The following is a 17,785-nucleotide window of genomic DNA, read 5'->3' as shown; positions in this document are numbered from 1 at the left end:
AATTAGTTTCTAGCTCTTTTCTTTTTATCTGTTTTTGGACCTACTTTAGACATAGCACATCTAAAACCAATGTAATCTGTAGCAATATCTTGAGGAAAGTATCTCCTTTGTGCTGGATCTAACCAATAAGCTCTATCCCTCCATGAACCACCTTTGTATACCCTAACGTCATCGTTAACTAAAGTTGTTCTTTTGTTAGATTTGTCATATTTTCTTATCATGTTACCTAAACTGTCTGTAGAAACATTGTGTTTAGGAGAATCATACATTCTTTGATCGTCTTTCATTTTACCTTTTTCATCACCTTCTTCAGACGCTCCAAATTTGAAATATCTTGTTGATTGCTTATCACCATCACGATAATTTCTGTTATCTGATTTATCAAAGTTTTGTCTTAAATAGGTTTCTTTATCATCTATTGGTACTTGCGCAATTTGACCTGGTAAATTTCTTGAAATAATTTTACCGTTAGATAAAGTATCAAACATTTGTGTTTCAGATGTAATTAATTCTACTTTACCATCTTCACCAATTTTATCTTTCATGTACACATTACCTCTATAATAGTTAAAATCATTTGCTTCATCATCTACAACTGGTCTGTAAACATCAGCAACCCATTCTGCAACATTTCCGGCCATATCATACAATCCAAAATCATTTGGAGGATATGATTTCACTTGATTAGTAATATCCGCACCATCATCAGACCAACCAGCTATACCACCATAATCCCCTTTTCCTTGTTTAAAGTTAGCCAATTGGTCACCTCTAACTTGTCTTTTTCCTGAACGAGTATAGGTCCCAGACCATGGATACTTCTTTTGTCCTTTGTAAGAATTATACTCTCTCTGCCCTACATCAGCGGCAGCAGCATATTCCCATTCAGCTTCAGTTGGAAGTCTATATTCTGGTAATAGTAAACCTGACGTCATTTGAGCGTATACATTTTTTTTACTGTTGCCAGCTGTATTATTTGCCCCTGCTCCAGCACCATCCTTGCTTGGTTTAGCTGCTCCTCTTCCTTGCCCTTTTTGTAAAACAATTGCTTGATCTCCGCCCATAGCGGTTGAAGGTGATGCTAAATATGCTTGAGTACTAAATACTTTGTCAGCACTTACGTCAGTAACTTTAGAGTCTTTTTTTAGATAGCGTTGTTCTTCAAGTATTTTCTCATTAACACGATCTGTTCTCCATTTAGCAAATTCTGTTGCTTGAATCCAATTAACTCCAACAACGGGATACTCAGCATAAGCTGGACTTCTTAAGTAATAGTTGGTCATTGTTTCATTATAACCTAACCTATTTCTCCATACTAGGGTGTCTGGGGATGCACCATCATAAATGTTTTTGTAGTTTTCTTGATCTGGTGGAAAAACTGTTTTCAACCAATTTAAGTACTCTGTGTACATCATATTAGTTACTTCTGTTTCGTCCATGTAAAAGGTCATAACGTGTTGTTGATTGGGCGTATTGTTCCAATCATGCATTACATCATCAGCAACCTTACCCATAGTAAAGGTTCCGCCTTCAACCATAACTAAACCTGGCCCAGTAGCTTGTTTTTTAAACTTGGTTCCATATTGAAAACCACCTTTTTTATCATTGATTTTCCATCCAGTAGCTTTGGAATTACCTTTTGAGTCGGATTTTTTACTACAACTAGCAAATCCTATAATTATCACTAGGGACAGTAATAATTTAACGGCATTAATTTTGTTTACTTTCATAATATTAGTAGGTATAATTTTAGTGGTGCAATATAATAATTTACCTTTAAATAACAACATAATTTTTAAATTAATAGTAAATTTGACCATTTTAGTGGCTATATTACATAACGCAAAATTAATTCTTTTATTGTATTTTGACATAAAAAAATATTTTTTTTGCTTTGTTATACTATTTTAAGTAATTCTACGTTACGTATTAACTATGAAAAAGATTTTTACTCTTACACTATTAGTACTAGGCGTTTCTTTGGCTATTTCTCAAGAGCAAGGAAGTGTAGTAATTAAATGGACCGAAAAAAAAGAATTGTCTTATGGCAATTTTTCCTATTCAGTTCCACAATTTAATGCCGTGAATTATCAGTTCGACACCTACAATAAAACCTTAAAATTTTCATTACAAATTAAACTAAACAATTTAGTTAATGAAAACGGACTTCAGATAAGCAATCCTGTTTTTGAAACTATTTCAGAAAACCAACTCGGGGATTTATCCACAAAAAATATCCCTTCAGAGCTAATATATTCATTAAGAAATTCTATTGCTCGAGATTTATATTATGGACTAATTACTATTTCACCCATTATAAAAGAAGGAAATGATTATAAAAAACTAGTGTCTTTTAGTTACTCTTTAGCACAAAATACTGCTAATAGAAATTCCTTATTGTCAAACAATGTTAGTACTATTGAAAATTCTGTTTTGAGTTCTGGAAATTGGTATCGTTTTTATGTAGAAAAATCGGGTGTCTATAAAATTTCTAAAAGCTTTCTTCAGAGTTTGGGATTAGAAACTAATGTTGACCCTCGAAAAATTAAAATTTTTGGGAATGGAGGAAGAATGATTCCGCTTTTAAATTCAATTCCTTATCCATCAGATTTAGAAGAAAATGCCATCCAGTTTATCGGCGAAAATGATGGTGTTTTTGACAACCAAGACTATATCCTTTTTTATGCTGAAGGTGTTGATAATTGGAATGATGAAAACAAAACCAATTTAAATCTTTATTCTAACAAGGCCTATTATTATGTAACTACAACCGGAGAAACGGGTAAAAGAATTACTGAAATGCCTCAACCTACTGGAGCTGCTAATACTACTTTTACCACATTTGATGATTATAAGTTCCATGAAGTTGATAAATTAAATATTGTAAGATTAGGCAGGGTTTGGTTTGGAGAACAATTTAGTATTGATAACGAACAAGAATTCGATTTCACATTTCCAAACATAGCAAACACAACTCCAATCCAAATTTCTGTTCATGGTGCTTCTGCTGCCTTTGCACCTACTAATTTTAAAATTGAAGCGAACAACCAATTGGTAGGCAATATGGTTTTTAGTTCATTAAATGTTAATAGCAGTAATCTTGCCTATGACAGTTCTTTAATTAATTCTTTATTAATTTCATCTGACAATGTTACTGTAAAAGTAACTTATGATAATGGCGGTATTCCAAATGCAAAAGGATATTTGGACTATATTAAAATCAAAGCAAAAAGAAATCTTGTAGGATATAATAAGCAATTTAGATTTCAAAATGATCAATCAAGTTCGTTGATAGGAATTGGAGAATACCAACTTTCGAATGCTACATCTATTAATCAGGTTTGGGACATAACAGACATTTATAATGTCACCAAAACCGAAAACCCTAGTCAGAGTAGTTTTTCATTTAAAACAAGTCTTGGAGAAGTAAAAAAATTCATAGCTGTTGCTAATGCAGATTTTTTTACACCTTTAAAAGAATCAAAAACAAAAGTTGATAATCAAAACCTCAAAGGCACCATTTTCACAAATGCACAAGGACAATTTCAAGATGTAGATTACTTAATTATTACACCAAAATCCTTAAATATTCAAGCTGAAAAATTAGCCAATTTTCATAGAAATTATTCTAATTTGAATGTGAAAGTTGTTAATCTTGAAAACATCTATCAAGAATTCTCTTCAGGAAAACAAGACATTGGCGCCATCAGAAACTTTGTAAAATATGTTTATTCCAATGCCTCTTCGTTGGACAAAAGAGTTAAGTATCTTAACCTTTTTGGCGATGCGTCCTATGATTTCAAAGATAGAATAGTAAACAACACCAATATAGTTCCTATTTACCAAGCATTAAATAGTTATTCTGAAGGGGAAACCTCATTTGCTACAGATGATTTCTATGGCATGATGGATGCAAATGAGGGTAGAATTGACTCCGCTAATTCACCTTCTAATGGTCCCACAAATTTCTCTTATAATTTTACTGGCGTTGATATAGCTATCGGTAGAATGATTGTATCATCTTCCCAACAAGCGGAAGAAATGATAAATAAAGTGATTGAATACCACGATATAAAGTCTTATGGAAGCTGGAGAAACAATTACGTGTGTATTGGTGACGATCCTAACCCAGAAAAACCCAGTGACAATCAATTACAGTATTACCAAAATCGACTGGCAGACAGAATAAAATTAGAAAAACCATTTATAAATACTAAAAAAGTACTTTTAGACTCTTATGTACAAGTAACTTCTGCTGGCGGAAAGCGATACCCATCAGCACGCGAAGAAATTATAGCTTTATTTGAAAAAGGAGCATTAGTATTCAATTATTTAGGTCATGGTGGAGAAGATGGCTTGGCAGAAGAACGCATTTGGGAAAAATCTGACGGTCTGAATTTGAGTAATCGATTTAAATATCCTTTATTCATCACTATAACCTGTGACTTTTCAAGATTTGATAACCCTTTTCGACCTACGGCTGGAGAATATGCCTATTTAAACCCTAAAGGTGGCGCTATTTCGATGATTACTACTATTCGTTCAATTGGCCAATCTACTGCCCAATACTTTAATGATGATTTAGCCGAAAAACTCTTTTCGTTTGGAAGCGACACCTATTATTCCATTGCAGAGTCTTTACGTTTAGCTAAAAATTTAGGACCCAATTCTGCCACAAATATTGTTGTTTATTTGGGTGATCCTGCATTAATGCTAGCAATTCCAAAGCCAAAAATTGTACTGACAAAAGTGAATGACATTCCTATTACAGGACCAATAGACGATTTCCAATCACTTGATTTGGTAAAACTGACTGGAGAAGTACTCGATTCAAATAATAATTTAATGCCAACCTACAATGGCGTTTTATCGGTAAATATTTTTGATAAAAATATTGTTGTCAATACACTGCGAAACGACAATTCTGATGCAGTAATTAATGACCTATTGCAACTTGGGCCAACCATGCCTTTTACAAAACTAGGTGAAACCATTTTCAGAGGAAACGCTTCAGTAATCAATGGTAGATTTGAATTTAGTTTTGTAGTACCTAGAGATATTCGAATTCCTGTTGACAATGGAAGAATTAGTTTTTATGCCAAAAGAAATCAAATTTTATTAGACAAAACAGGTTTTAATACGGATATAAAAATTGGAGGAATAAATACAAATGCTGCCGTTGATGATATTGGTCCTACTGTAAAACTATATATGAATGATGAATCATTTGTAAATGGAGGAATAACAAATGAATCGCCATTCTTTTTGGCAATACTTGAAGACGAAAATGGAATTAACACTGCTAGCGGTATTGGTCATGATATTTTGGGAATTCTTGATGGTGATGAAAGTAACCCATACATTATGAATGATTATTACCAAACCGAATTGGATGATTATACAAAAGGAAGAGTCTATTTTCCATACAGAAATTTGGCTCCAGGATTGCACACTATTACTTTTAAAGCTTGGGATGTTTATAATAACCCAATTAACGCCGAAATACAATTTGTAGTTGTTGGTGATGAAAGTGTAACACTGAAAAATGTTTTGAATTATCCCAATCCATTTGTGAGCTACACCGAATTTTGGTTTTCTCACAACAAACCATTTGAGCCACTAGAAGTGCAAGTACAAGTGATGACTATAACGGGTAAAATTGTTTGGACAAAAAATCAAACAGTAACTACCGATGGATTTCTATCTAGAGAAATAACTTGGGATGGAAAAGATGACTTTGGTGACCGAATTGGAAAAGGTGTTTATGTCTATAAATTGACGGTAAAATCCACTTTATCGAATAAAAAGGCAGAAAAAATAGAAAAACTTGTAATACTTTAGGAAAGTACTATATTTGCTAACTTTTATAAAATTGAAAATGAAGAAAATTGCATTATTATTTATTTTATTTACTACAGTACAGTCAATACAATCTCAACAACAAGAAAGCCGAGTAATTACTACTGGTGTACCATTTTTATTGGTTGCTGCCGATGCTCGTTCTGCTGGTTTAGCAGATCAAGGCGTTGCTACTAGTACCGACGCCTTTTCACAACAATGGAATCCAGCAAAATATGCCTTTGCCATTGATGCGCAAGGTTTTTCTGCAAGTTATACTCCCTATTTAACAGATTTGGTAAACGATATTTCATTAGGTCAAGCAACCTATTATAAAAGATTTGGTGCCGAAGGAAGAAGTGCATTTGCAGGAAGTTTACGCTTTTTTGGTTTAGGGGAAATTGAATTAAGACAAAATGCAGATGATCCCGCATTAGTCGTTAAACCAAGTGAAATGGCAATTGACGGTTCTTATTCCTTAAAACTAAGCGAACGATTTGCCATGGCGGTTGCCGGAAGATACATTCGCTCTGCTTTAAGAATTCCTACTGGCGAAGGTGATGCAACTCCAGCAAGTTCTTTTGCGGTAGATATTGCGGGTTTTTACCAAGGTGAAGAAACAGCTTTTTCCGATTTTAATGGAAGATTACGACTTGGTTTTAATTTTCAAAATATGGGACCAAAAATAAATTATGACGCCGGTACTTCTGATGATAATAGCGCTAATTTTTTACCAGCCAATATGAGATTGGGTGGTTCTTATGACTTTATTTTTGATGATTATAATAAAGTTTCATTAAATGTTGAATTGGCTAAATTATTAGTCCCGACTCCACAAAGTGCAGACCGAAATGGCAATGGAATTGTTGATGGACTGCCTTACACTGATGCAAACGGTAATACAATCAATGAACAAGAAATAAGAGACCAAAACAATATTGATTATAATAAAGTTAATTGGGTTTCAGGTATTTTTAAATCTTTTGGTGATGCTCCTGGTGGTTTTAGCGAAGAGTTAAAAGAATTCACTTACTCAGTAAGTAGCGAGTATACCTATCAAGATTCATTTGCAATGCGCTTGGGTTATTTCCACGAGAGTCCAGATAAAGGGGCAAGAAAATTTTTCTCTCTTGGTGCTGGATTTAAGTACAACGTTGTTAAAATAGATGTCTCATATTTATTTTCAGCATCACAAGTTAAAAATCCTCTTGAAAACACACTTCGCTTCTCATTAACTTTTAACTTTGGCGAAAAATACGATGATTATTAGTCAATAACAAACAAATAATAAATCCAAATTTCAAATCAGAAATTTGGTTTTTTTTTCCTTAATAATGAAATATTCCATACGAATGAAAGAAATAAATATTAATACTTCATTCTCTGTTTATAGTTCCATTGCTGAACTACCAGAAGAAATTCAGTCATTAATGCTAAGCGCAATAGAAACAAGGAAAAATGCTTACGCCCCATATTCTAAGTTTAGAGTTGGAACTGCTCTAATTTTAGACAATGATAGAATAGTTTTAGGATCGAATCAGGAGAACGCAGCCTATCCGTCTGGCCTTTGTGCAGAAAGAGTGGCCATATTTCAATCTGGAGCAATTTATCCAGAGGCAAAAATTTTAAAAATGGCAATATCAGCAGCTTCAGATACAAACGAAACAAAATCACCAATACCTCCATGTGGTGCCTGCAGACAATCAATATCGGAGTATGAATTTAAGCAAGGCACTCCTATCGAAATCTATTTCATGGGCGAAAGTGGCGAAGTTTATAAATCAGATTCAATCAAAAATTTACTGCCGTTAAGTTTCGATAAAAACTTCTTATAGTAAAACAAAAAATTACTGTTTTAAATTTTACTTCTTACTTGGAATGTTTTACTTTTGCTTCCGACATTTCGGAATCGCAAATTTGTGTGTGAGTGAACTATTTTGCGTTGAATACTAATTTACAACTTAATAACGCTTGATTAAAAGTAACAAATGAAAGAAGTAACAAAAGAAGTTTATTTAAAGTGGTATGAGGATATGCTACTTTGGAGAAAATTTGAAGACAAATTGGCAGCACTTTATATTCAACAAAAGGTAAGAGGTTTTCTTCACTTATATAACGGTCAAGAAGCGGTTTTAGCAGGTGCTTTACACGTAATGAACTTGGGCGGAAAAGACAAAATGATTACTGCCTATCGCAATCACGTTCAGCCCATAGGAATGGGTGTTGACCCACGAAAAGTAATGGCTGAACTTTTAGGAAAAGTAACTGGAACTTCCAAAGGAATGGGTGGTTCTATGCACATTTTTTCCAAAGAACACGGATTTTATGGAGGTCATGGTATCGTTGGAGCGCAAATTCCAGTGGGTGCAGGAATGGCTTTCGCCGATAAATATTTTGAAACTGGCGGCGTAACGCTTACCTATTTTGGTGACGGTGCAGCGCGTCAAGGTTCTCTTCATGAAGCATTCAACATGGCTATGCTATGGAAACTACCAGTAGTTTTTATTTGTGAGAATAACGGTTATGCCATGGGAACTTCGGTTGAAAGAACTGCCAATCATACTGATATTTGGAAACTTGGTTTGGGCTATGAAATGCCCTGTGGCCCAGTAGACGGAATGAATCCTGTTAAAGTGGCCGAGGCCATGCACGAAGCTATGGAAAGAGCACGTCGTGGTGATGGACCAACTTTCTTAGAAATGAAAACCTATCGTTATAGAGGTCATTCAATGTCTGATGCACAGTTATACCGCACAAAAGACGAAGTAGAAGAATACAAAAAAATTGACCCAATTACGCAAGTATTGGATATCATCAAAGAAAAAAAATATGCTACCGATGCTGAAATTGAAGCTATTGACGAAAGAGTAAAAGATTTAGTAGAAGAATGTGCCACATTCGCTGAAGAATCTCCTTTCCCAGAAGCTCAGCAATTATACGATGTAGTATACGAACAAGAAAATTATCCTTTCATTCCTCACAGACTTTAATTATGGCAACAAAAATTACAATGCCGCGTTTGAGCGATACCATGACGGAAGGAACTGTAGCGACTTGGTTAAAAAAAGTTGGCGACAAAATTTCAGAAGGAGATATTTTAGCAGAAATCGAGACGGATAAAGCTACTATGGAATTTGAATCTTTCAATTCAGGGACATTATTATACATAGGAATTCCTGAAGGTGAAACAGCTGCCGTAGATTCTCTTTTAGCTATTATAGGCAAAGAAGGTGAAGATATTTCAGGATTAATTTCAGGAACAATTGAACTTGATGCTCAGCAAAAAGTTGAAGCTAAAGAAGAAATTACAACTGAAAAACTTCCAACTTCCAACTCCCAACTACCAGCTAATGTAATCGTAGTTACCATGCCTCGCTTAAGCGACACCATGACCGAAGGAACCTTAGCCACTTGGTTAAAAAAAGTTGGTGATGAAGTAAAAGAAGGTGACATTTTAGCCGAAATCGAAACCGATAAAGCTACCATGGAATTCGAGTCTTTCAATGCTGGAACATTATTATTCATAGGAATCAACGAGGGACAATCAGCACCTGTAGATAGCGTTTTAGCCATCATTGGTCCTGCCGGAACGGACATTACTGGCATAGCCGAAAACTATAAAAAAGGAGGTTCAGCTCCAGCTCTTGATGCTGCAGCAACAAGCAAATCAGAAGTTTCACCAACTTCTTCCAACTCCCAGCTTCCAGCTTCCAACTCTTCAGACAGAATATTCGCTTCACCACTAGCCAAACAAATTGCTGCTTCAAAAGGTATTAACTTGTCTCAAGTAAAAGGAACTGGAGAAAACGGACGCATTACCAAAATTGATGTTGAGAATTTCACTTCATCAGCAAGTGTTTCAACTCCAGTAACTCAACCACAAACTATAAACAATGAACCACAAACAACAACTGCAAAACCATTCGTTCCAGCTGGAGAAACTTTAACCGAAGTGGTGAAAAATTCACAAATGCGTAAAACAATTGCAATCCGTCTTTCGGAATCCATCTTTACCGCACCACATTTCTATTTAACGATAGAAGTGGCTATGGACGAAGCCATGAAATCTCGCGCAGCCATCAATACCATTCCTGATACCAAAGTGTCTTTCAACGATATGGTGATTAAGGCCTGTGCGATGGCATTAAAAAGACATCCAAAAGTAAACACCCAATGGTCTGCTGATGCTATCATCATCAACCATCACGTGAACATTGGAGTTGCCGTAGCTGTTGAAGACGGGCTTGTTGTACCTGTTTTGAAATTTACAGACCAAATGAGCTTAACCCAAATTGGTGGCAACGTAAAAGACTTAGCTGGAAAAGCAAAAAGCAAAAAATTACAACCTGCCGAAATGGAAGGAAGTACCTTTACGGTTTCCAACCTAGGAATGTTTGGTATTCAATCTTTCACTTCTATCATCAACCAACCCAACTCAGCCATTCTCTCTGTTGGAGCCATCGAAGAAAAACCAGTAGTTAGAAACGGGCAGATAGTAGTAGGTAATACGATGACCTTAACGTTAGCTTGCGACCACAGAACGGTAGATGGAGCAACAGGAGCACAATTCTTGCAAACGTTACGACAGTATTTGGAGAATCCGGTGACGATGTTGGCGTAAACAAAATTTGACATCCCGATAGCAGTCAACGGATTATCTAACTTTCGTATTTATTCGTGCGCGATGAGGATTAACTTCGTTGATTCTTTTAAGGGGAGATTGTAGCACAAGAAAAACCTGCAATAACGATTTGCATCCTTTGGCTCTTTTATTTCCAAAACACTTACAAAAGTAAACTCTTGACGCGTTTCAAAAAAAAACCGATTAGTTTCCTAATCGGTTTTTTTTGTGGGCGATGAGGGATTCGAACCCCCGACCCTCTCGGTGTAAACGAGATGCTCTGAACCAGCTGAGCTAATCGCCCTGAATGCGAGTGCAAATATAGACTACTTTTTTGATAATGCAAATTATTTCAAGAAAAATTATAAAATTTCTGAGACAACAAAGGTGCTTCCGCCAATGTATATTAAGTCTTTTGGTGAGGCATTTTTTATTGCACTTTGATAAGCATTTGAGACTGAATTGTATATTTCGCCAACTAAATTAAATTCAGTAGCTTTTATACTTAAGATTGCTGCATCAAGTCCCCGAGGAATATTGGGTTTGCAGAAATAATAAATAGCATTTTTAGGGAATAAGGGTAAAATTTCTTCTAAGTCTTTATCATTTACAACTCCTAAAACGATGTGTAATTGCTCAAACTGTTCTTTTTTTAATTGGTTCAAAACAATAGAAAGACCATGAGCATTATGTGCGGTATCGCAAATTACTTTTGGATTCTCTCCCAGTTGTTGCCATCTCCCTTGAAGATTGGTATTTTTGATAACATTCAAGAATCCTTTTTTAATATCATTATTTGAAATAGTCAAGAGTTGTTTTTCTTGCAACACTTTAATAGTTTGCAACACTGTTTTTTTATTGTGAATTTGATAATCACCAAGCAATGCTGAGGGATAATCTTCTTGTACTAAATCGGAAGCAAAATAAATTTCGGAACTTGTTGCAGCAGCTTTATCTAAAAAGACAGCTCTGGTTGCTGCTACATATTCCCCAATAACTACTGGAATATTTGATTTAATAATCCCAGCTTTCTCAAAAGCTATTGCCTCTAAAGTAGTGCCTAAAAACTGAGTATGATCTAATCCAATATTAGTAATGACAGAAATCAACGGCGTGATAATGTTTGTAGAGTCTAATCTTCCGCCCATGCCCACTTCTATAATGTTGATATCTGTTTTCTCGTTAACAAAATACTCAAAAGCTAATCCAACACTCATCTCAAAAAAACTCAATTCATTCGCTTCAAAAAACGATTTGTTTTTGTTGAAAAAATCGCAAACATACTTTTCCGAAATAGGTTTTCCATTAATGGTAATTCGCTCTCTGTAATCTTTCAAATGTGGCGATGTATACAAGCCCACTTTATAGCCAGCTTCTTGTAAAACGGAAGCAAGAAGATGTGAAATAGAACCTTTTCCGTTAGTGCCAGCAACATGTATACATTTCAGATGATTTTCAGGATTCCCTAAATGATTGGCTAATAAAACAGTATTGGTAATATCTTTTCGATAGGCACTTGCGCCTTGCATTTGATACAAAGGCAGCTTATTAAACATCCAATCTAGGGTTTCTTTATAGTTCATAATTTCAGGAAAAAATTAAACGATCGATATACTTTTATATCTTTTTTTTCGTTTATATTGTGACTCGCATTTGGAAAGTGCAAAATTGAAATTATTTTCAGAATTAATAGTCAAAAAATAGATAAATATGATTAGTACATTTTTACAGTTACAAGTTGATACATTAGCTCAAGCAATTCCTTCGGCAGATACCACCAATACTGCTTTAACCAACGAAGTTTCTGTTTTAGAATTTATTTTCAAAGGAGGTATATTTTTGATACCAATTGCTATTTTACTATTTTATACGTTATATCTCGTTTTTGAACGATATCTATATATAAGCAAAGCAGCTAAAATCGATAATCATTTAATGAACGATGTACGCAATCACTTGAATAATGCCAATATTGACATGGCCGTTAATGCCGCAGAAAGAAGTGGTTCTGCTCAAGGAAATATTCTAAAAGAAGGGGTGCTGACTATTGGAAGACATATCAACGAAATAGAATCCAATATGGATCGTGCTGCCAATATCGAAATTGGGTATATGGAAAAACATCTTGGACAATTAGGATTGATTGCAGGTATCGCACCAACAATTGGTTTTATTGGAACGATTTCGGGAGTTATTAAAATATTTTACAGCATTTCGGTGACAGAAGATATCAGTATTGGAAATATTTCTGGAGGGTTATATGAAAAAATGATCAGTAGTGGTGCTGGTTTGATTGTAGGGATTATTGCCTATAGTGCTTACCACTTATTCAATGGAAGGATTGATTCTTTTTCACTGGCTATCCAAAAACAAGTATTAGAATTTATCAATATAATTCAAAGACCTCATGCCCATAAAGCGAAATAAACGTTTTCATGCAGAAGTCGCTACTTCCTCTTTGAGCGACATTATGTTTTTCTTATTGTTGTTTTTCCTAATCATTTCGACGTTGGCAAACCCAAATGTCATCAGAATGACATTGCCTAAATCGAAAACCAATGAAAAGACAAACAAACAATTAATTACACTTTCTGTTACCGATGAAAAGCGTTTTTATGTTGATAAAGAAGAAGTGGGTTTTGACCAATTAGAAGCCAAATTATTATCCAAAATGAACCCAGAAAAAAATTTAACTGTCGTAATTAGAATTCCTGCAACTATGCAAGTTCAAGACTTGGTAGATGTGTTGCAAATAGGAGTGAAGAACAAACTCAAGTTTGTTATTGCTACTAGTCCTAAGTAAAATTAAATATATTTTTATTATAATTCAAAAAAAGCATCTACTCGGTTGCTTTTCTTTTTAGTTTAAACTAAAAGTATAAATAATCTTTCCCACTTGTTTTTCTGGTGCATTACTATCGGCTTGCCATTTGGTATTCATCGCAGCTATTTTTGCTTGATCTAACAAACATTTTGCTGTATTTGTTGTGCCTTGCACTCCAGCCGTAACACTAATGGTGTTTCCATTTCTATCTACAGAAACTTGCACTGCTACTCGTCCTTGTTCTTGGCAAGTATAATCGGGTTGTGGTTTGCTTAATGCTTTTCGGTTTCCTAACGAATATCCCGAACCGCTTCCATTACCACCACCGTTTCCACTTCCTGTTCCTGAACCTGTTCCGCTGCCAGTTCCTGTTCCCGTTCCTGAACCATTTCCACCGCCCGAACCTGTCCCACTTCCGCTACCATAATAACCATTGGAATTTAAATTCCCGTTAGCACTACCTTTATTTCCTGTTTTACCATCATTACCATCACCACCTTTGTTACCTAAAATGCTCGATAACGCATCATTGGCACTTTTAGAAACAGTAGGTTTTGGCGCTACAGGTTTCACATCTTTCTTTACATCAACAGGCGTTTTCTTTACATTCTCTTTCTTCGGAATAACAGCTACAGCATCAGAGTTGTCATCCGAAACAACATCTTCATCAGGAGAAGTTGCTGTGGGAGTTGCTGTGGCTTGGTCTTTCACATTCAATACTTCGCTTTTATAATTATCGCCCATACCGTAATCACTATCGCCAAAATTCATTTCGATGCCGCCACCGCCACCACCGCCCATGAGTTTCATATTGGCTGGAGGCCAAAAACGAGCTAAAAAAAGTAAAAACAAAATCAAAGCATAAACCAAAATGGTTAGTGCCAAAGATTTCTTTTCGTCTTTTGAAATTTCAAAACTCATAATTTTTCTTTTGTTTGTGCTCTTAAATAATAACGTTTAAAAGTACTAAATATTGTGTAAACTCAACTGATTTTTTATCCTAAACCAATTGACTCAAAGCAATTTCAAAAGCAGTCGCACTAATATTCTTTCTATTAGCATGTAAATTGTGTGCGGTTTCTAGTGCTTTCTTAATCGTTTCCGAAATATCATAAAAAATGGCCTCATCCGTCATTTGAACTTTTTTCTCCATGAAATAAGCAAAAACTCTTGCCATACCACAGTTGGAAATAAAATCAGGAATCAAACTCACTTTGCTATCCGTTTCTTCCATAATGCTTCCAAAAAAGATTTCTTTGTCAGCAAACGGCACATTCGCGCCACACGAAATCACTTCCAATCCATTGGCAATTAAATTATCAATTTGGTCTTTAGTAACCAGTCTTGAAGCGGCACAAGGCGTAAAAATATCGGCACCCAATGTCCAAATCTTCTCATTGATAATTTCAAACGGTATCATGTTTTCGGCAACCAATTTGTTCCCATCTTTATTCAAGAACAGTCTTTTGATTTCGTCAAAAGTAAATCCTTCCTCTTTGATGATACCACCATCGCGGTCGATGATGCCTATTATATTCGCACCCATTTCTGCCAAATAAAAAGCTGCCGCCGAACCTACATTCCCAAACCCTTGTACAATCGCTTTTTTGCCTTGCACATCGCCACCATAAATTTGATAATAATGCCGCACCGCTTCGGCAACACCATAACCAGTAATCATATCGGCTACCGTATATTTCCGTAAAACATCAGGAGAGAATTTTGGGTTTTCAATTACCTTGATAACACCCTGACGCAATTGACCTATTCTATTAATTTTATCCGCTTCGGTTGGTTTGAAGTGACCGTTAAAAACGCCTTCTTGCGGATGCCAAACCCCACATTCTTCGGTAAGTGGAATCACTTCGTGAATTTCATCTACGTTCAAATCGCCTCCAGTTCCGTAATAACTTTTCAATAGTGGCGAAACTGCTTTGTACCAACGTTGTAAAACACCTTTTTTTCTAGGGTCATTTGGGTCAAAGTTGATACCAGATTTAGCACCGCCAATCGCTGGTCCTGAAACCGAAAATTTCACTTCCATTGTTTTGGCAAGCGAAAGTACTTCATTCATATCCAATCCTTTTCTCATTCTGGTTCCGCCACCGGCAGCACCACCACGAAGCGAGTTGATTACGGTCCAACCTTCGGCTTCGGTCTCCGCATCTTTCCAGTTGAAAACTATTTCGGGTTCTTTGTTTTCGAATTTTTTTAATAACTCTTTCATTGTTATTGGTTCGTTTGTGGCGCAAATATAGGTTTATAATTTTATTTGAATATTCCATTAATAGCATACAAAGGAATATTTGTCAACCAATCTTCTTTCCTAAATTTGCTCATTGAAGTACGAATAGCACTTTGGTTTTCAAATTTTTCTACAAATACTTTTAAACTTTTAGATTTTAAATTTTCTTCGGCTTTTACTTCTATTGGAACAACTTCGTTTTTATTTTGAATTATAAAATCAATTTCGGCAGTATTACTTGACGACCAGTAAAATAATTGGTGATGAATAGTCAACTCTTGGCAAACATACTGTTCGGACAACGCACCTTTAAATTCAGATAATATTGCATTTTTTTCTAATAGTATTTTCTGGTCTAAATTAGCAACCGCATTAAGCAAACCTATATCAATAAAGAATAATTTAAAAGCATCATAATCAGCATAAGCATTTAATGGTAATGTTGGTTTTTCTATTCGATTAACTTTTAAAACCAACCCTGCATCGACTAACCAATTGATTGCTGCCTCAAAATCTTTCGCTCTTGCACCATTCTTGATTTGTCCATAAATAAATTTTTTGTTTTCTTTTGCTAACTGACTTATTAAGAAATTCCACACTAGCTTTATTTTTGGAACAATCTCATTTGGAGCGTATTTTCCAAAATCATTTTCATATCCAATGAGTAGCTTTTTTTGTAACGTTCGTGTTGTTTCTAAATTTTTATTTTCTATATAATTTGCAACTACTTCAGGCATTCCACCAATAAAATAATACAATCGCAATAACTCTATAAGTTTTTCGTGAAACGAATCTAATACTTTCCAATCTTTATTTTGTATTTGTTGTACTAAATTTTTGTGGTCTAAATTTTCTAAAAATTCGCTAAAACTCATAGGGTATAATTGCTTAAAATCGACTTTTCCAACTGGAAATGAATTGTTTTTTTGCATTGAAACCCCAAGTAATGATCCAGCGGAAACTAGATAATATTCTGGTGCTTGTTCATAAAAATATTTCAAAGCGGTCAAACCTTTTGCTGCTTCTTGAATTTCATCAAAAATCAGCAAAGTATTTTCGGGAGTTATTTTTTGACTAGTTTCTATTTCTATTACTGTAATAATTCGTTCAATATTAAAATCAACCGTAAATAAATCTCTCAAACGGCTACTGCTTTCAAAGTTGAGGTAAACTACTTGTTCAAATTCTCTCTTTCCAAATTCCTTCATTATCCAAGTTTTCCCAACTTGTCTGGCCCCTTGAATCAGTAAAGGTTTTCTTTTTTCTGAGTTTTTCCAAACAATCATTTCATTTATTAAAAATCTATTCATGAGTATCTAATTTTAATTAATCAATTACAAAAATACACTTTTTCATATGAATAAATGTAATTAAATACACTTTTTCATATTAAAAAATGTAAAAAACCACACTTTTCCATACGAAACAAGCATAAAAAATGAGATTATTAATATATAATTCCAGATGAATGATCCATTTTTGCACCAGTAACACTGCTCAAAACATTCACCTCATTACGCAGTTTCAATACGCCAAGCAACGCAAAGATTAACGCCTCTTTATATTCCAGTGTCTTTCTATCAGGAATGATGAGTTCAAGTTTTGCTAAATGAAATTGCAAGAGACCAATCAAAAAATCATTATAAGCTCCACCACCAGTAACTAACATTTTGCCCTGTTGGTTTGTCAAAGCCAAAGCCGTTTGCATCGCAATATGTTCCGTGAACGTATGCATTTTATCTTCAATAGGAATAGAATACTTTTCCATTAAAGGCAAAACCACAGTCTTCACAAATTCAAAACCAAGCGATTTCGGGAACGGCTTTTTGTAATATTCCAAAGCATTCAAAGCATTTAATAAATCGGAATTAATTTTTCCCGATTTAGAAATTTTCCCTCTATCATCATAATCAAATCCGAGTTGATTGGCATAAAAATTCAAAACCGTATTGACTGGTGAAATATCAAAAGCTATACGTTTTCCATCTTGCTCAAACGACACATTAGAAAAACCACCTAAGTTCAAACAATACTCATAATCGGCAAAAAGAATGCGGTCACCTATAGGAACTAAAGGCGCACCTTGTCCACCCAATTGTACATCTTGCACTCTAAAGTCGCAAACCACAGTTTTATTTACAATTTTTGCTATTTCAGGAAGATTGCCTATTTGTAATGTAAAACCGTTTTGCGGTTGGTGCAAAATAGTGTGACCATGACTACAAACCGCATCAAGATTTTTTATGTGGTGTTTATC

At 34.9% G+C, this 17,785-nt stretch carries 13 protein-coding genes and 1 tRNA gene; 7 read left to right on the top strand and 7 right to left on the bottom strand.

What is annotated here, in order from left to right:
• Nucleotides 1-2: 2 nt before the first annotated feature.
• Nucleotides 3-1,730: a gliding motility lipoprotein GldJ gene (gene gldJ, locus ACK5ON_RS09250; RefSeq protein ID WP_396175774.1), complete on the bottom strand. Its 1,728-nt coding sequence runs from the start codon at nucleotides 1,728-1,730 to the stop codon at nucleotides 3-5.
• Between the two features lie 205 nt (nucleotides 1,731-1,935).
• Between gldJ and porU the strand changes: the two genes are divergently transcribed.
• The 5 genes from porU to ACK5ON_RS09225 all read left to right on the top strand — a co-directional run bounded on the left by porU (nucleotide 1,936) and on the right by ACK5ON_RS09225 (nucleotide 10,459).
• Nucleotides 1,936-5,841 (top strand): type IX secretion system sortase PorU, encoded by a 3,906-nt coding sequence (porU, locus tag ACK5ON_RS09245; RefSeq protein ID WP_409821878.1) that lies wholly within the window; start codon nucleotides 1,936-1,938, stop codon nucleotides 5,839-5,841.
• 37 nt (nucleotides 5,842-5,878) lie between these two features.
• Nucleotides 5,879-7,108: a type IX secretion system outer membrane channel protein PorV gene (porV, locus tag ACK5ON_RS09240; protein ID WP_396175770.1), complete on the top strand. Its 1,230-nt coding sequence runs from the start codon at nucleotides 5,879-5,881 to the stop codon at nucleotides 7,106-7,108.
• Between the two features lie 82 nt (nucleotides 7,109-7,190).
• A complete protein-coding gene (locus ACK5ON_RS09235) occupies nucleotides 7,191-7,673 on the top strand; it encodes a cytidine deaminase (RefSeq protein WP_409821876.1) in 483 nt (160 codons plus the stop codon).
• A 153-nt stretch (nucleotides 7,674-7,826) separates the two neighbouring features.
• On the top strand, nucleotides 7,827-8,828 hold the full coding sequence (gene pdhA / locus ACK5ON_RS09230; protein WP_396176619.1) for a pyruvate dehydrogenase (acetyl-transferring) E1 component subunit alpha: 1,002 nt from the start codon (nucleotides 7,827-7,829) through the stop codon (nucleotides 8,826-8,828).
• A 2-nt stretch (nucleotides 8,829-8,830) separates the two neighbouring features.
• Nucleotides 8,831-10,459 (top strand): 2-oxo acid dehydrogenase subunit E2, encoded by a 1,629-nt coding sequence (locus ACK5ON_RS09225; RefSeq protein ID WP_409821873.1) that lies wholly within the window; start codon nucleotides 8,831-8,833, stop codon nucleotides 10,457-10,459.
• 229 nt (nucleotides 10,460-10,688) lie between these two features.
• Here ACK5ON_RS09225 and ACK5ON_RS09220 read toward each other — a convergent pair.
• Nucleotides 10,689-10,763 (bottom strand) — tRNA-Val (locus tag ACK5ON_RS09220).
• A 58-nt stretch (nucleotides 10,764-10,821) separates the two neighbouring features.
• Nucleotides 10,822-12,042: a bifunctional folylpolyglutamate synthase/dihydrofolate synthase gene (locus ACK5ON_RS09215; protein WP_409821871.1), complete on the bottom strand. Its 1,221-nt coding sequence runs from the start codon at nucleotides 12,040-12,042 to the stop codon at nucleotides 10,822-10,824.
• A gap of 130 nt (nucleotides 12,043-12,172) precedes the next feature.
• Here ACK5ON_RS09215 and ACK5ON_RS09210 point away from each other — a divergent pair, with 130 nt between their 5' ends.
• Together ACK5ON_RS09210 and ACK5ON_RS09205 are read left to right on the top strand one after the other, a co-directional pair.
• The gene (locus ACK5ON_RS09210; RefSeq protein ID WP_396174126.1) at nucleotides 12,173-12,886 is read left to right on the top strand and encodes a MotA/TolQ/ExbB proton channel family protein; all 714 of its coding nucleotides are present in this window, start codon (nucleotides 12,173-12,175) and stop codon (nucleotides 12,884-12,886) included.
• Entirely contained in the window at nucleotides 12,867-13,262 is a 396-nt protein-coding gene (locus ACK5ON_RS09205; protein ID WP_396174080.1) for an ExbD/TolR family protein, read from the top strand. The genes ACK5ON_RS09210 and ACK5ON_RS09205 overlap by 20 nt, the downstream gene beginning before the upstream one ends.
• Before the next feature lie 57 nt (nucleotides 13,263-13,319).
• Here ACK5ON_RS09205 and ACK5ON_RS09200 read toward each other — a convergent pair whose 3' ends face one another.
• From ACK5ON_RS09200 to ACK5ON_RS09185, 4 genes are all read right to left on the bottom strand, one after another.
• Nucleotides 13,320-14,204, bottom strand: coding sequence for an energy transducer TonB (locus ACK5ON_RS09200; RefSeq protein WP_409821869.1), 885 nt, complete (start codon nucleotides 14,202-14,204; stop codon nucleotides 13,320-13,322).
• A 79-nt stretch (nucleotides 14,205-14,283) separates the two neighbouring features.
• On the bottom strand, nucleotides 14,284-15,510 hold the full coding sequence (locus ACK5ON_RS09195) for a Glu/Leu/Phe/Val dehydrogenase dimerization domain-containing protein (RefSeq protein ID WP_409821867.1): 1,227 nt from the start codon (nucleotides 15,508-15,510) through the stop codon (nucleotides 14,284-14,286).
• Between the two features lie 41 nt (nucleotides 15,511-15,551).
• Nucleotides 15,552-16,838, bottom strand: a complete 1,287-nt coding sequence (locus tag ACK5ON_RS09190) for an ATP-binding protein (RefSeq protein ID WP_396174086.1) — start codon at nucleotides 16,836-16,838, stop codon at nucleotides 15,552-15,554.
• A gap of 137 nt (nucleotides 16,839-16,975) precedes the next feature.
• Nucleotides 16,976-17,785 (bottom strand): anhydro-N-acetylmuramic acid kinase (locus ACK5ON_RS09185; RefSeq protein ID WP_409821865.1); only part of this gene is annotated, 810 nt, incomplete at its 5' end.

The sequence above is a fragment of the Flavobacterium sp. genome (assembly GCF_046317795.1).
Classification (GTDB): domain Bacteria; phylum Bacteroidota; class Bacteroidia; order Flavobacteriales; family Flavobacteriaceae; genus Flavobacterium.
This window is presented reverse-complemented; position numbering and strand designations above follow the sequence as displayed.

Bases quoted from the DNA above. Each gene is read 5' to 3' on its own strand.
- ACK5ON_RS09200 (WP_409821869.1), bottom strand. From the start codon at position 14,204: ATGAGTTTTGAAATTTCAAAAGACGAAAAGAAATCTTTGGCACTAACC.
- pdhA (WP_396176619.1), top strand. From the start codon at position 7,827: ATGAAAGAAGTAACAAAAGAAGTTTATTTAAAGTGGTATGAGGATATG.
- ACK5ON_RS09225 (WP_409821873.1), top strand. From the start codon at position 8,831: ATGGCAACAAAAATTACAATGCCGCGTTTGAGCGATACCATGACGGAA.
- porV (WP_396175770.1), top strand. From the start codon at position 5,879: ATGAAGAAAATTGCATTATTATTTATTTTATTTACTACAGTACAGTCA.
- porU (WP_409821878.1), top strand. From the start codon at position 1,936: ATGAAAAAGATTTTTACTCTTACACTATTAGTACTAGGCGTTTCTTTG.
- ACK5ON_RS09190 (WP_396174086.1), bottom strand. From the start codon at position 16,838: ATGAATAGATTTTTAATAAATGAAATGATTGTTTGGAAAAACTCAGAA.
- ACK5ON_RS09215 (WP_409821871.1), bottom strand. From the start codon at position 12,042: ATGAACTATAAAGAAACCCTAGATTGGATGTTTAATAAGCTGCCTTTG.
- ACK5ON_RS09195 (WP_409821867.1), bottom strand. From the start codon at position 15,510: ATGAAAGAGTTATTAAAAAAATTCGAAAACAAAGAACCCGAAATAGTT.
- gldJ (WP_396175774.1), bottom strand. From the start codon at position 1,730: ATGAAAGTAAACAAAATTAATGCCGTTAAATTATTACTGTCCCTAGTG.
- ACK5ON_RS09205 (WP_396174080.1), top strand. From the start codon at position 12,867: ATGCCCATAAAGCGAAATAAACGTTTTCATGCAGAAGTCGCTACTTCC.
- ACK5ON_RS09235 (WP_409821876.1), top strand. From the start codon at position 7,191: ATGAAAGAAATAAATATTAATACTTCATTCTCTGTTTATAGTTCCATT.